15 protein-coding genes and 1 tRNA gene are annotated in these 15,050 nt (G+C 44.6%); 11 read left to right on the top strand and 5 right to left on the bottom strand.

Annotated features, from left to right (window positions below; all coding sequences use genetic code 11):
* Positions 1-131: 131 nt before the first annotated feature.
* The 10 genes from udk to ACT6R0_RS14590 all read left to right on the top strand — a co-directional run bounded on the left by udk (position 132) and on the right by ACT6R0_RS14590 (position 10,782).
* Positions 132-740: a uridine kinase gene (gene udk, locus ACT6R0_RS14545; RefSeq protein ID WP_444654060.1), complete on the top strand. Its 609-nt coding sequence runs from the start codon at positions 132-134 to the stop codon at positions 738-740.
* A 161-nt stretch (positions 741-901) separates the two neighbouring features.
* A complete protein-coding gene (locus ACT6R0_RS14550) occupies positions 902-1,249 on the top strand; it encodes an FtsB family cell division protein (RefSeq protein WP_444654059.1) in 348 nt (115 codons plus the stop codon).
* 3 nt (positions 1,250-1,252) lie between these two features.
* On the top strand, positions 1,253-2,620 hold the full coding sequence (locus ACT6R0_RS14555) for a methylmalonyl-CoA mutase subunit beta (RefSeq protein ID WP_444654057.1): 1,368 nt from the start codon (positions 1,253-1,255) through the stop codon (positions 2,618-2,620).
* A 329-nt stretch (positions 2,621-2,949) separates the two neighbouring features.
* A complete protein-coding gene (locus ACT6R0_RS14560; protein WP_444654056.1) occupies positions 2,950-4,566 on the top strand; it encodes a T9SS type A sorting domain-containing protein in 1,617 nt (538 codons plus the stop codon).
* Positions 4,567-4,938: 372 nt separating this feature from the next.
* Entirely contained in the window at positions 4,939-7,104 is a 2,166-nt protein-coding gene (scpA, locus tag ACT6R0_RS14565) for a methylmalonyl-CoA mutase (RefSeq protein ID WP_444654054.1), read from the top strand.
* A gap of 7 nt (positions 7,105-7,111) precedes the next feature.
* A complete protein-coding gene (locus ACT6R0_RS14570) occupies positions 7,112-8,236 on the top strand; it encodes an acyltransferase family protein (protein WP_444654052.1) in 1,125 nt (374 codons plus the stop codon).
* Positions 8,237-8,482: 246 nt separating this feature from the next.
* A complete protein-coding gene (locus tag ACT6R0_RS14575) occupies positions 8,483-9,205 on the top strand; it encodes a DUF4369 domain-containing protein (protein WP_444654051.1) in 723 nt (240 codons plus the stop codon).
* 26 nt (positions 9,206-9,231) lie between these two features.
* Positions 9,232-9,702, top strand: coding sequence for a hypothetical protein (locus tag ACT6R0_RS14580; protein WP_444654049.1), 471 nt, complete (start codon positions 9,232-9,234; stop codon positions 9,700-9,702).
* 1 nt (position 9,703) lies between these two features.
* Positions 9,704-10,417: a hypothetical protein gene (locus tag ACT6R0_RS14585; protein WP_444654048.1), complete on the top strand. Its 714-nt coding sequence runs from the start codon at positions 9,704-9,706 to the stop codon at positions 10,415-10,417.
* A complete protein-coding gene (locus tag ACT6R0_RS14590) occupies positions 10,414-10,782 on the top strand; it encodes a hypothetical protein (RefSeq protein WP_444654046.1) in 369 nt (122 codons plus the stop codon). Before ACT6R0_RS14585 ends, ACT6R0_RS14590 begins: the two co-directional genes overlap by 4 nt.
* A 439-nt stretch (positions 10,783-11,221) precedes the next feature.
* Here ACT6R0_RS14590 and ACT6R0_RS14595 read toward each other — a convergent pair.
* The 5 genes from ACT6R0_RS14595 to idi form a co-directional block, all read right to left on the bottom strand.
* Positions 11,222-11,295: transfer RNA gene (locus ACT6R0_RS14595), tRNA-Thr, on the bottom strand.
* 79 nt (positions 11,296-11,374) lie between these two features.
* Complete coding sequence (locus tag ACT6R0_RS14600) at positions 11,375-11,641, bottom strand: hypothetical protein (protein ID WP_444654045.1); 267 nt, start codon at positions 11,639-11,641, stop codon at positions 11,375-11,377.
* Between the two features lie 56 nt (positions 11,642-11,697).
* Positions 11,698-12,669, bottom strand: a complete 972-nt coding sequence (locus ACT6R0_RS14605; RefSeq protein ID WP_444654043.1) for a type I phosphomannose isomerase catalytic subunit — start codon at positions 12,667-12,669, stop codon at positions 11,698-11,700.
* Between the two features lies 1 nt (position 12,670).
* Positions 12,671-13,081, bottom strand: a complete 411-nt coding sequence (locus ACT6R0_RS14610; RefSeq protein ID WP_444654042.1) for a 6-pyruvoyl trahydropterin synthase family protein — start codon at positions 13,079-13,081, stop codon at positions 12,671-12,673.
* 96 nt (positions 13,082-13,177) lie between these two features.
* Positions 13,178-13,705 (bottom strand): isopentenyl-diphosphate Delta-isomerase, encoded by a 528-nt coding sequence (idi, locus tag ACT6R0_RS14615; protein ID WP_444654041.1) that lies wholly within the window; start codon positions 13,703-13,705, stop codon positions 13,178-13,180.
* 138 nt (positions 13,706-13,843) lie between these two features.
* Between idi and ACT6R0_RS14620 the strand changes: the two genes are divergently transcribed.
* Positions 13,844-14,995 (top strand): DUF6688 domain-containing protein, encoded by a 1,152-nt coding sequence (locus ACT6R0_RS14620; RefSeq protein ID WP_444654039.1) that lies wholly within the window; start codon positions 13,844-13,846, stop codon positions 14,993-14,995.
* Positions 14,996-15,050: the final 55 nt, after the last annotated feature.

Here is a 15,050-nt window from a genome sequence, read left to right on the forward strand (position 1 = left end):
GGAGGCACGGAGTGAGAAATCTCGGTAATCAAGAGATTTCTCCTGTTGTCGAAATGAAATACGGATCGAAAATTTCACACGCATATGCCAATGATAATCGTTACTTTTGCAAAAAATTAAACACCACAACAATGCTTATCATCGGAATTGCCGGGGGTACCGGAAGCGGAAAGACCACCGTTGTACACCAGATCATGAACGAACTGCCACTTACCGAAGTGGGCATCATCAGCCAGGACCACTATTATAGGGAAACTACCCACCTTAGCTATGAGGAGCGCGGCAAGATCAACTTTGACCACCCCCGCGCCATTGATTTTGAGCTGCTTACCGAACACCTTACGCAGCTAAAGGCCGGTAATGTGATCGAGCAGCCGGTGTACTCCTTCGTTACCCACAACCGTACCGACGATACCATCCTTACACACCCGCGCAAGGTAATGATCGTGGAGGGCATCCTTATCTTATCAGACCCCAAGCTTAGGGAACTGTTCGACATCAAGATATTTGTGCACGCCGACCCGGATGAAAGGCTTATACGCCGCCTGAGGCGCGACATTGCCGAAAGGGGCCGGGACATGGACGAGGTACTTAACCGTTATAAAACTACGCTGAAGCCAATGCACGAGCAATTCATCGAACCAACAAAAGCCCATGCTGACATCATCATACCAAATGACAGGTATAATACTGTGGCGATCGATGTGGTGAGGGCGGTTATTAATCAAAGGATCCTGTAGTTTCAGCCTGCAGTAGCAGTCTTCAGTGTTGTCATTGTCAGGAGTTACGACGAAGCGATCTTAACCAGGCAGTTATCATCTTGCAAAACTTTGTGACCTTTGTGGTAAAATAGTTCTGTGTATGCGTAAAAATCATTTCTTTGTAGTAAATAATAATATCAGTGAATTTTTTCAAAAAAATAACCGTCCGCTACCCTTTCCTTAAATTCTTAGGGAACAGGTATGTATTGGTTATCATTTTTGTTGGGATATGGATGATGTTCCTTGACAATTATTCCTACTTCGAGAAGGGCGTCCTGGAAAAAAAGATCGAGGAACTGGAGAATAACAAGCAATACTACCTCAACGAAAAGCGCAAGGACAGTGCCGCTATAAAACAGCTGAACAACCCCGACCAGATTGAAAAATATGCCCGCGAGAAATACTACATGAAGCGAGAAAATGAAGATATTTACATTATAGAATACGAGGGCGATACCCTTGAGGACGAAAACACAAAATCACTTTAAAGTATGAGCAGCCTGTTTGATGAATTCGATGCCGTTTCTTCCAAGCAGTGGAAGCAACAGGTACAATATGAGCTTAAGGGCGCCGATTATAACGAGACGCTGGTATGGGAAAGTCCCGAAGGCATAAAGGTAAAGCCTTTTTACCATGTTGATGAATTTAAAGAACCTATTGTTTCTGGTGGCAAGGCAGCCTCTTTTACCATTTGCCAGAATATTTACGTGCAGGATGTGGAGAAGTCGGCCGGCCGCGCATTAAGCACCCTGAAACGTGGTGCCGAAAGCATCCGTTTTACGATCCCTTCGGCAGATACTGACGTAGAGAAGCTCTTATCACGCCTCCCTAAAAATATTCCCATATATTTCAATTTACATTTCCTTTCTGTCGATATTGTCAAGAAGCTTGATGCAATTGCATCAGGCAACGGTGCTGCGTATTTCGTATCTCTTGACCCTATTGGCCAATTGGCTAAAGATGGCAACTGGTTCACCAACCTTGAGACAGATATTGAAGCGCTTAACACCATTGCAATAGCATGTTCAAATATTCATATTTTAAGTATCGACAGCAAAACGTACCAAAATGCGGGCGCTAACATTGTACAGCAGATCGCCTATACCCTGGCGCATGCCAACGAGTATTTTAACCGGTTGGCTACTATAGGAAAACCGGTTACGATACAGGTGGCCGTAGGCTCAAACTATTTTTTCGAGATCGCCAAGATACGTGCCATCAGGCTTTTGTTTGGCATGATCGCTAAAGAATACGACCATAACTTTGACTGCCATATAATTGCTACGCCCACAAAGCGCAACAAGACGCTGTATGATTACAATGTGAACATGCTGCGTACTACAACGGAGTGCATGAGTGCCATATTTGGCGGTGCCGATGCCGTGGCTAACTTGGCTTACGATGCACTGTACCACAAAGACAATGAGTTTGGCGACCGCATAGCGCGGAATCAACTTTTAGTGTTAAAGCACGAGAGTTATCTGGATAAGGTAAATAACCCCGCCGACGGGGCTTACTACATTGAAGATCTTACACAGCAGCTCGCCGAAAAAGCCTTGGTCTTATTTAAGGACATTGAGGCCAATGGCGGTTTCCTTACGCAGCTTATGGAAAGTACGATACAACGCAAGATAGCCGAAAGCGCCTTAAGGGAGCAGGAGCTTTTTGACAGCGGAAAGGAAATACTGCTGGGCACTAACAAATATCCCAACAAGAATGACCGCATGAGCCATGACCTGGAGTTGTACCCATTTGTAAAAGCCAACCCGAGGAAAACACTTATTTCACCGATCATAGGAAAAAGGCTGGCAGAAAAAATAGAACAGGAAAGAATTGGATCAGAGAAAGTTATCGAATAAATATTTCATTATATTTACTAAAGATCGCATTACGATATGATGATTAAAAAGCATCATATAAATAGAGAGCAAATAGTGGCTTGCATGCCTATATGAGTACAAATACTTCGTTGTGAAGCATTGAGTATGCACTTTGTACTGCAGGAAAGGAGCAGAGCCACCATATATACAAAATGACTACATAGCCCCACGGCCAGGGCTACAATGTTATAATACCCTACTTAGAAAAAACATTGATCACCTCAGATTATTAAAAGAAGGCTTGCAGGAGAGATGAAGCGATAAAGGTGAGCCGGTTAAAATACAGCAACCAATTAAATTTTATAATTATGAGCAAGATCATCTTTAAACCTATCATGATGTTTTTTTGTTTATCCTTTGCCGGGCTTAGCTATGCGCAGGCCGACTGGGAATGGGTAAACACGGTAGTAGTCCCTTCGGGGACGGAGCAAACGATAGCCACGGCCTCGGCTACTGATCATGATGATAATGTTTACGTTGCCATCCAGTCAAATGCGGCCACTTTGACATTTGGCAGCCTTACTTTTACCAATACCATTATGTATTCGTTTACCTTCTACCTTGTAAAGTACAATTCTGATGGCGATGTTCTATGGGTAGAAACAGCACCTGTGCCCTACCTGGCGAGTATAGAAGCTCTGGATGTAGACAATGAAGGGAATATATATGCCTTAGGCCATTTCCTGGAAGAAGTTTCCTTTGACGACATCACTTTAACATCTTCCAACTACAATCACAGTATGTTTCTGGCGAAATTTGACAGTACAGGCGAAACACAGTGGGCCAGGAAAGCCGAAGCCAACGGGACCTTTGAAGATATGTTTGCATTTCCCTCGGATATTGCTGTAGGGGCGGGTGGAAATATCTACGTATCGGGAGGTTTTATAGGTGAAAACATGACCTTTGACAGTGTAACGGTAACCGTGGATACAGAAGAGGGAAGACAGAATTATTTCCTGGCCAGCTATGACGAAGACGGCAATATCCTGTGGGCGAAAAAAGCAGAAACCGATTTATATGGCGGTACATGCAGATTGGAAACAGATCCAACAGGCAACGTTTATGCGGCAGGAAGCTACTTTGGCGCGTTTGCATTCGATACGGATACACTTTCCAGTCCGGGTCTTGCTTTGTTTGTTGCGTTATTTGATAGCAGCGGGGTTATTCAATGGATTAAGTCCTATGATGATGCAGTAGCTGCAGATATTACATGCAACAGTTTGAACAAACCTTTGGTAGTGGGGACATTTACCGCGGCATCTGTTTCGTTTGACAGTTTTGACCTCTATAACAGCGGATCCTATGACTTGTTTGTCGCCGCTTTCAATACAGACGGCTCGACAGCATGGGTAAACGGTGCCACAGGAACAGGGTTTGATACACTCTCGGGCATTGCTGCCGACTTATCCAATAACGTTTACATATCAGGCAGGACTAATAGCCCGCAAATAACATTTGGCACCAACACACTCACAAATAGCGGCACCAATTTAGGCTTTATTACAAAACTCGATTCATCAGGGCAGTATGTGTGGACCGCAACAGCAACCGAAATAGTACCGCTTGATCTCTCCATCGATACCCAAAGCGGCCTCTACCTGAGCGGTTATTTTAGTGACATGGCAACGTTTGATCCCATTACCGTGTCTACAGATGCTGACACAACGTTTTTGGCCAAGCTTACAGATGAATCGCTGTCTGCAAATAGAGTTACAGGGAACTTTTCAGCCCTGTATCCAAATCCCGCAAAGGATACGATCTGCATCGGCAGCAATTCCGCTACATCTTTCTATATTAATGATATGTCAGGAAGGATCATAACGAGTGGAAGTGCCGAAGATGGAACGATTGATGTTTCATTCCTTCAGCCGGGCATATACCTGCTTAATGCCATGGGCAGATCTGAAAAATTTATAAAAAAATAATTCCTTTATACAGAAAACCTATCTTAATAATAAACTCCGGCCCAAACATAAAAACAGGTTGGGGCTGGATATTTTATTATATTTACTCAAAAAAATGGATGGAATAAGGCAATATGTAAAGTTATATGCCCTATAAGCTAATAATGGTCAGCGTTGCAAAGCAGATATTGGGAAATCGTTTTACGAAAGCAGTAAGAGACGGTATCGAAATAATTAAAAGAAATCGTTTTATTTCAAAATTCGTTATGATTATATTACTATAGCGATCAAATGAAGGTTTCCATACATGTTCCATTTTTATATTTAGAATTAGACAATTTGTAAATGCAGCCATACATCACGCAGTTATGATCTATGGATAGAAAGATAATTATGCACAGAAAAAAACTCCAACATATTAAGCTTGCTTCAAGCCAAAAACCCGGAAACCAAAAAGTTGTCACATCGAGCGCAGTCGAGATGCCGGGACAGGAAGATTTTACCACTGCCGAAGGTATTGCCATAAAACAGGAATACTCCGCTGATGACATCGAAAACCTGGAGCACGTTGCTTTCGGGGCCGGGTTTGCACCCAACCTGCGCGGGCCTTATGCCACCATGTATGTACGTCGCCCGTGGACCATCCGCCAATATGCAGGATTTTCTACAGCCGAAGAGAGTAACGCATTTTACCGGCGCAACCTTGCCGCAGGGCAAAAAGGCCTTTCGGTGGCCTTTGACCTGGCCACACACCGAGGCTATGACAGCGACCATGAACGTGTGGTGGGCGACGTGGGCAAGGCCGGTGTGGCCATAGACAGTGTGGAAGACATGAAGGTGCTGTTCGATCAGATACCGCTGAATGAGATGTCCGTATCCATGACCATGAACGGTGCAGTACTGCCCATCATGGCGTTTTACATTGTAGCCGCGGAAGAGCAGGGCGTAGTGCCGGAACTGCTTTCGGGGACGATACAGAACGATATCCTGAAAGAGTTCATGGTGCGCAACACCTACATCTACCCTCCTGCACCGTCGATGAAGATCATTGCCGACATATTTGAATATACCAGCCGCAAGATGCCGAAGTTCAACTCCATAAGCATCTCGGGCTACCACATGCAGGAAGCCGGCGCTACGGCCGACATCGAGCTGGCCTACACGCTCGCGGACGGGCTGGAATACATCCGTACCGGGCTGGCCGCAGGCATGAAGATAGATGATTTTGCGCCGCGCCTATCCTTTTTCTGGGCCATCGGGATGAACCACTTCATGGAGATCGCCAAGATGCGTGCAGGCCGTATGTTATGGGCAAAGCTCTTAAAGCAATTTGAGCCAAGGGATGAAAAATCGCTGGCTTTGCGCACCCATTGCCAAACCAGCGGATGGAGCCTTACCGAGCAGGACCCTTTCAACAATGTGGCACGTACCTGTGTTGAGGCAGCGGCCGCAGCATTCGGGGGTACCCAGTCACTGCACACCAATGCGCTCGATGAGGCCATTGCGCTGCCAACGGATTTCTCGGCACGCATAGCCCGTAACACACAGATATACCTCCAGGAGGAAACCAAAATAACAAAAACGGTCGACCCCTGGGCAGGCAGCTATTACGTTGAAAGCCTCACCGATGAGATCGCCAAAAAAGCCTGGGCGCTTATAGAAGAAGTGGAAGAACTTGGCGGGATGACCAAAGCCATTGAGGCCGGCATACCGAAACTACGCATTGAGGAGGCAGCCGCACGCAAACAGGCACGCATTGACAGCGGGCAGGACATCATCGTGGGCGTGAACAAATACCGCCTTGAAAAGGAAGACCCGCTGCACATACTGGATGTAGACAACCAAATGGTTCGACGCCAGCAGATAGAGCGCCTGGAACAGATAAAAGCATCCCGAGATGACGAAAAAGTAAAAGAATGCCTTGCAAAACTGACAGCTTCGGCAAAGTCGGGCGAAGGGAACTTACTGGAACTGGCCGTGGAGGCCGCACGCCACAGGGCTACCCTGGGCGAGATAAGCGATGCACTGGAAACAGTGTTCGGGAGGTACAAAGCACAAATAAGATCATTTAGCGGCGTGTACAGTAAAGAAATAAAGAACGACGAAAGCTTTGAAAAAGCGAAACAGCTCGCGGATGAATTCGCGAAGCTTGAAGGCCGGCGCCCAAGGATAATGATAGCCAAAATGGGGCAGGACGGCCACGACCGCGGCGCCAAGGTGGTTGCCACAGGCTATGCCGATGTAGGCTTCGACGTAGACATTGGCCCACTATTCCAAACTCCGGCTGAGGCTGCTAAACAAGCTGTTGAGAACGACGTGCACATACTCGGTGTATCGTCATTAGCCGCAGGGCATAAAACCCTTGTTCCCCAAGTGATAGAAGAACTAAAAAAGTATGGCCGTGAGGATATAATGGTGATCGTAGGAGGTGTCATACCGCCACAGGATTACCAATACCTGTTCGATGCAGGTGCCGTGGCTGTATTTGGCCCCGGCACAAAGATAAGTGAGGCGGCGATAAAGATATTGGAGGTATTGGTAAAGGGTTTTGAGGAATAGTAACAGTATGCAAAATATAAGATTATTACAGCTAGACGGCCTGAGGGGGCTATTCTCACTAATGGTTGTCATCTATCATTTTCCCTACGAAAATGAATTTGCGCAAATAAACTTAACGTCCAACTTTTTAGTAAGGCAGGGTGATCTGTTCGTCGACTTTTTCTTTGTACTCTCTGGTTTTGTTATCAGCCTCAATTACATAGACAGGCTCGATTCAGGAAAGTCTTTTGGCAATTATATCAATGCCCGGTTCATCCGGCTGTATCCGCTGCTGTTATATACATCGCTTATCTTTTTGGCATTTGAGCTTACGTTCAACATTTTCATGCCGCAAATGATCGCCCATCCGGAATCTGTAAGTGAACTGTTGCTCGAAACCGCAGATACATTGCTATTCTTGAACTCTACCCCCGCGCTTGATGTGGTGGGGATCAATTTCCCTTCGTGGTCCATATCCTCGGAGATGATCTCATATATCATATTTGGGCTGGTCATAGTATTTGCCGGAAAAATGAGCCGCTATGCTTTGCTGCTCATAGCTGTATTGTCCGGCATACTCCTCCTTTATACCGGTATGTATATGCAAACATATACCTGGGGGTTCGTTAGGGGGCTTGTATGTTTTATTACCGGAGCTTTTACATTGATGGCATTTCGCAAATACGGAAGCAGGGGCATTGGATCATACTGGGAATACATCATACCGGTAATGCTGGTGGCGCTGCTCTACGTTCGTTACCAACATTTACAAGGTTCAGAGCTTTTTACACTGCTTACCATTCCAACATTTTTTGGTGTCGCCATTTACGTTTATGCGGTTAGCGGCGGGCCTGTTGTGAAAGTGCTTTCGGGCAGGGTATTCCAATATCTTGGTAACATATCATACTCAATGTACCTGAACCATGCCATAGTGATGATCGTTATTTCGAAAACGGCTTTCAACGTCATCAAACTTCCTGTTACGGAACTCAATGTAACCTGCGTTATACTGGCTTATATAGTGTGCGTGATCTTGTATTCGCACATTACCTATAATTTAATCGAAAAAAAAGGCACAAAATTCCTAAAACAGCACGGTGTTTTCAAAAACAAAAACACTGTGCCGGCAGGTGATCAAAATAGCGATATTTAAGTAATAACTGGCTTATTAAATACTCATTGCGAGGTCCGGATGTTAACCGATCCGGAGCCAGCAGTTGTCACCGTTATGCCGGATGGCTAACGCTATGAATGATATGGCTCTGCCATGTTTCGGGAATACCAGAATGCACACGAAAAAAGTGAGAAGAAAAAACCCTGAGAACGGGCGGCCCGATTTATTTTCCATTAAAGTATATTTTTAGTACTTTGCATAAAATTTTAACGTTTACACCCTTTTATGAAAAAGTTCGCCCTTGCCCTTATGGCTGTTGTATTATTTATTGCCTGTAAAAAAGAAGACCATGGAGATGCCAACCTCCACATTAAAGGCAATATCAAAGGCCTGAGCCAGGGTAAGCTTTATATCCAAAAAGTAGTGGACACATCGTTCGTATCGATGGATACAATAGTGATCAATGACAACAAGGGCTTTGAAAGCCATCTGAAAATAGACGGACCGCAAATGCTGTATCTCGTTCTGGATAGGGGGGAAACAAGCTCTCTGGACAATGTACTCCCGTTTTTCGCAGAACCGGGCAACATGACCATAGAAAGCAGCAATGAAGAGTTTTTCAAGAGAGCGAAGATCACCGGATCTAAAAACCAGAAGGTCTACGAAGATTTCCTTAAGATCAAAAGCCGGTTTACCGATGATAACCTTGACCTTGAAAAGCAGGGCTTACTGGCAGCACAATACGGCAATGTTAAAAAACTTGACAGCGTGGAAGCAAAGCAGCTAAAACTGGAAGAACGCAAATACCTTTATACACTCAACTTTGCAGTACAGCATGCCGACCTTGAAGTTGCTCCTTACCTGCTGCTGACAGAGACCCAGAAAATAAACACGGTGTACCTGGATACGCTCCAGAAAAAAATGACACCGAAAGTAGCAAAGTCACTTTACGGCAAAATGCTTTCAGAACTCATAGCCCAACGAAAAAAAGCCGCGGCAGCACAATAAGTCACAAACCTTAATACAGAAATGCAATGAGAAAAAGGATCCGATATTACATATATTTTTTTGTTGCTGCCTTATTCCTGCAGCTTATTGCATTACTTAAAAAAATAATGGATCCGCCATCTACGCTGGATCTTACATTATATAGCGAGACCTATGCATTAGATGAATTTGCGATACTTCAGTATGGCGCATTATTTTATTTTGTCATAGGTTTAAGTTATTGGGTATTCCGTAAACTCAGGAGGAAACTTAACCATACGCTTTCGGCGATCCATACTTTTACCACGGTGGGCAGTCTTATGCTCTATGCATTGTCCATACTTATGAGCGAGTTTTTTGAACAGGACAATTACAGCACATATTTCGAGCATAACGAAACCATGATCATGATATTGCTGCCCATTGTTGCCATTGCGCAGTTCTTATACGTTATTAATATCGTGAATGGCCTTATGTTCCCTAGCCGAAAGCACAAACGTAAAATAAAGGAATATTAGCATGAAAGCGCTATATCTTTTAGCCGGGGTGCTTTTCGCGATCTGGAGCCAGGCGCAAAGCAACAGCAGGCAAAACACGACCTACACCCCTACTGAAAGTATCATAACCGACCTTAACAGTGATTCCGTAAACGACACCATAATACTCTACCAAACACCGGTTGAAGGTGACCCTGGCCTGTTCACTAAAATGAATGTATCGGTAAACGGCAGAAGGATGACTTTCCACGCTAAAGACGCGTGGGATGTGGTAAGCGGCGATCTTGCCAAAGCAGGAAAAAATGCGGTTGGATCAAAACTGGCGTACGTTCATAAAGAAGACGGCCAGTCTTATATATTCTTATTCGGGTATCCTTACGCTGCAGGACGCGAAGAAGTATTCATCCTAAGAGTAAAGGGAAGAAATATGGAGATCGTTTTCCATAATGAAATTGCGGAATTGCGTTCGATAACCGACCTGGATAACGACGGATATGCCGAACTGATAGTACGAACTGACCCTGAGATATATGATGCCACCACAAAGGGCGAGATCGGCGCATACAGCCCCTACATTGTTTTTAATCTTTCCTCCTTTATCATAGATAAAACCCTTACGGAAAAATACAACACGGAAAAGTATATTTGGGAAGGGACAGAATATAATGCCGATATTAAAGTTCTATATCCTAAAGATGGCGGCAAGCCAAAACTATTAAAACTTAATAAACCATGAAAAAATTACTGTTACTGCTATTACTTCTCCCCGCATTTTCATTTGCGCAAAGCATAATAGGTAAATGGTCCAGCGTAGAAGACAAAACCATGAGCGTCGAATTTAAAGCTGACGGAACAATGAGATTTATCGATTCGTTAAGCCCTGAAGGCCTTGGCGATATCATTATAAAATATAATCAAACCGTGGAGAACGGCCTCAAATATCTCGTGTGTGACACTTATATAGAAGATGAAAATGTGGGCAGCCAAAAGAATGCATATAAGCTTGAAGGCGACATACTAACTATTATTGGCAATGCCGAAGATGTAGAACGCGGTGAAAGCCTTAACACAGTCTTTCACAGAGTGAAGAATAAGCCATAAAAAACCTATTTTTGTTTTTCGTGATGATTCCTGCGTTTACCTTTTCGCAGGGACTGGTTGGGAAGTGGGCAAATGAAGATACTCCGAATGACAGAGTTTAGAGCTGACGGGACGTGGGACTTTGTTGACACAAAAGCCTCTTTTTCCTGGCGACCTTATAGCTCTGTTGCTAAATATTCGCTATCTTTAGAAGAAGATATATCCTATTTGACATTTTAATTTCACTATTTTGAACATTCAGAGCTGACTAAATGCAAATATATAGTTGAACGTGACAACCTTATTATTTTCAATAAATTTTTGGACCATGAAAATCTGACTACTGCAAAGGAAATCTACAAAACAATTGAAGTTAACTACACACGTATGATAGAATAGTATCATAAATAGCCCTAAAAACACAAAAACCGCCTCATTACTGAAGCGGTTTTTTTTATTGAGCCGATAGAGGGACTCGAACCCACGACCTGCTGATTACAAATCAGCTGCTCTAGCCAGCTGAGCTACACCGGCGTCTCAATACGGGTGCAAATATAAGCCTGAATTTTAAATTTCCAAACGTTCACCCGTACTTTTTATAGATTTTTTTCGCTTACAGCGCGTTGATCTTTCCAACAAGTTGAGTGGCAGTTTCTTCCAGCTCTTTGTTGATCTGCCTAAAATGCGCTGTTTTATTCTCAACTTTCTTCGCGTTCACTTTTTTGATCAATGTATCAAATGCAACAATAGCCTCATCGATGATAGCTTCTGATTTCTCAGAAGGTTGTCCGCCTTTTGCAAGCTCTGTAAGGTATACTGCCTCGATGATATCACCCATTACAAAATTGATATCCTTCTTTAAATTTCTAACGTTTGCCATTTCTATTTACTTTATAGTTCAGTGTGCAAAACTACAACTAATAGTTCTAAATCTTGTTAAGAAATACTTATTTCCAGCAAAGTGGCTTTTCCGCTAAGCAGGAATGACTGTAAAGCCGCCGGTACCAGTACAGTATCGCCTTTCTTAAAGTCATGCTTCTGCCCGTCAAATTCTACCGAAAATGCACCATCCGTGCAGATATATACCCTAAAGCTGCTGCCATCGTTCGTCTTGCCCGCGCTGCCATCCAGTGGAAGGTAACTTGTAGTAAAGTAAGGGCAGTCCACCATCACATTGCTCTTGTTCGGCTCCTGTGTATAGTTTTTCTGCGTATCGGTAGTATTGTAGTTCATGGCATCCAGTGCCTGTTCTACGTGCAGTTCACGGCCTTTACCGTTGGCATCTACCCTGTCCCAGTCGTATATCCGGTAGGTAATGTCACTCGTTTGCTGTATCTCAGCGATCACGATACCCGCGCCTATCGCATGGATCGTTCCTGTTTCCAAAAAGAAAACCTGTCCTTTTTCTGCAGGCACCTGATTGAGGATATCGATCAGGTTCTTGTCTTCCAAATGCTTAAGGTATTCATCAGCACTTGAAGCGTGGTTAAACCCAACAATGATGCGCGAGCCCTCATCGGCTTGCATAACATACCACATTTCGGTCTTGCCGAAGGAATTGTGTCGCTCTTTTGCAAGCTCATCGTTCGGGTGCACCTGGATGGAAAGGTCTTCCCTTGCATCAAGGAATTTGAACAGTAACGGGAACTGTTCCCCAAACTGCGCGTGTACTTTCGTGCCGAGCACTTCCGTAGGGAATTTTTCAAGCAATTCGGTCAATGGTTTTCCCGCATAAGCACCGTTCTTTACTACGCTCACATCGCCTTCCACAGCTGATAATTCCCAACTTTCGCCGGTAGTGCGCGTTGGCAGGTTGGTTTTGCCCAGATCGCTTTCCAGCTTTGTGCCGCCCCATATCCTGTCTTTCAGGATGGGCTCAAATGTCAATGGATACAATTCCATGCTCATATTATTCTCCTTTATAGGTTACAAAATTTCTTGGGGTTTCATACAGCACCACTTCCAGTGCCATACCGGCATCAATCCGGGTACGGATGCGGTTCCATATCACTACGGCAATGTTCTCGGCTGTAGGGTTCAGGTCGGCGAACTCCGGCACATCAAGGTTCAGGTTCTTGTGATCGAACGGTACCTCAACCTCTTCGTAAATAATATCCTTTAATATCTTCAGGTCGATCACATAGCCGGTAAGCGGGTCGATGGGACCGGTCACGCTCACGGTAAGCTCATAATTATGCCCGTGGAAATTGTGGTTGTTGCATTTCCCGAACACGGCATTATTCTGCGCCTCGTCCCAATCCTTTCGGTATAGGCGGTGCGCGGCGTTAAAATGGGCATTGCGGCTAACGGTAACTTTCATAGGCCTCCCCCTACCCCCTCCGAAGGAGGGACTTGTGATGGGTATTGTTATGGTTAAAAATATTTTTCATAAGGTCTGTGTCTCCCCCCTCGGGGGTTAGGGGGCTTTATGCTCTTCCAGATAATGATAAAACTCATCAAATATGATCCTGAACCACACGGTGTACTGTTCAGGGTGCTGTTGCATGTCGTCCTTTACAGCATCGATGCCCATCCATTTCCAGCTTTCGGCCTCTTCACGATTGATGGCAGGCTCTTCATTATAGTAGCCTATCATCACGTGGTCCAGTTCGTGCTCGGTAAGCCCGTTGTCAAAAGGCGCTTTATAGATAAAGGAGAACAGTTCTTTCAGTTCGGTGGTAAAGCCCATTTCCTCCCTGAGCCTGCGCGTGCCAGCCTGGATGTTGGTCTCCCCTTCGCGCTGATGGCTGCAGGTGGTGTTTGTCCACAACAATGGCGAATGGTATTTTTGTGCCGCACGCTGCTGCAGCATTATCTCATTGGCTTCATTCAGCACAAAAACCGAGAACGCCCTGTGCAGGACACCCTTTTCGTGGGCCTCCATTTTAGGCATCAGGCCAATTGGTTCGTCCTGTTCGTTTACAAGTATTACTTTCTCTTCCATGGCGGCGATTAGCCTCCAAAAATAAGAAAAACTTTGCAGAAGAAAGGGCGTTTAACGAATGTTTAAATCATGAAAAAGCCGTTTGCCAAGTTACGTTTCCTGTTCAGAAAAAACCTATATTTACTTTTTTGCATTTGTATGGATTTTATACTATTCCCTCTAGTCTTGGTATTTTGGCTCCCGGCGCTCGTCGCGGTCATAGACATTGCGTCCTTTATAGTAAGAGGCAGGCAATTTGTGAACCTGAGACTTTTCAGGTTTACCGAAATCGTAGCGATTGCAGTGTCTCCTTTTGCATATATCATGCTGGACACCGAAAACAATTGCTGTAGCGATAGTGCAGTTTTTGCTCCCGGCCACCTGCTTACACCTGTTATTTTTATTTTACTTTATATTACGGCTTATTTTTATTCGACATACCGCACGCTTACCGCACCGCCTGTATTGGAGGTTTTGGTCAATGCAGCACTGATACTGGCAATCATCTTCAATATTTTTGTAGGTATACATACCGATGATATTTTTTTGGCGGGTTTCGGAAACTTCCCGATAATTGCGTTCATGCTGTTTGCCCTCATCAACAACCACAGACTGTTCATGGAAGAATACCGTGAAAATGCCTCGACACCTCAATCAAAGGCGGGAGCCATTGCCTGGAAAATACTGCTACTGAAACCGCTTGCCAAGTATCCCATCCTTCTGCTTCTCTGCTTGCCCCTTACAGTGCTTGTCATTTGCTTACTGTTGCTGTTTGGGCAAAAGCCCGATTCTATCATAAAGGCATTTACCGACACCTACAGGCACGGCTTCTCACAACTGGATTATGAGTGTGACAAGGTAATATGCGAAGGCCATTACTTGTGTACCGTGGCAGCCAACGGGCATCAGAATATCGTTAAGCCACAGCGGCTGGGCATTCGCAATGGCGGAACTATAATTTGCAACAGGCAGTTATTGGTTTCTAATGCTTTTGAGGAACTGCTGCAGGATAAAATGCCACGAACACACAGATATATCAGGAGAAACTACAATAAAGTAGGCAACACCATCCGCCGCCATTACCATGTTTTTGACAACAAGGCTGTGTCCGATGCCATATACCTCATTATGAAGCCCGCCGAATGGATTTTTATCGCTGTGCTTTATACCTTCGATAAAAATCCCGAAAACAGGATTGCAAAGCAGTACATTAAAAAGGAACATCGTAATGCGATAGACAATGCGCTTCGAAAAATTCCTGCCTGGCCCGGGGCGAGGCACCCGAAAACTCAGCATTCATCTTCGTTATAATGAAACCGTATCTTTTATAAATAAGTAGAGCCATTGCATTTGCAACGGCTCTACA

The sequence above is a fragment of the Flavobacterium sp. genome, from assembly GCF_052437795.1.
Taxonomy (GTDB): Bacteria; Bacteroidota; Bacteroidia; order Flavobacteriales; family Flavobacteriaceae; genus Flavobacterium.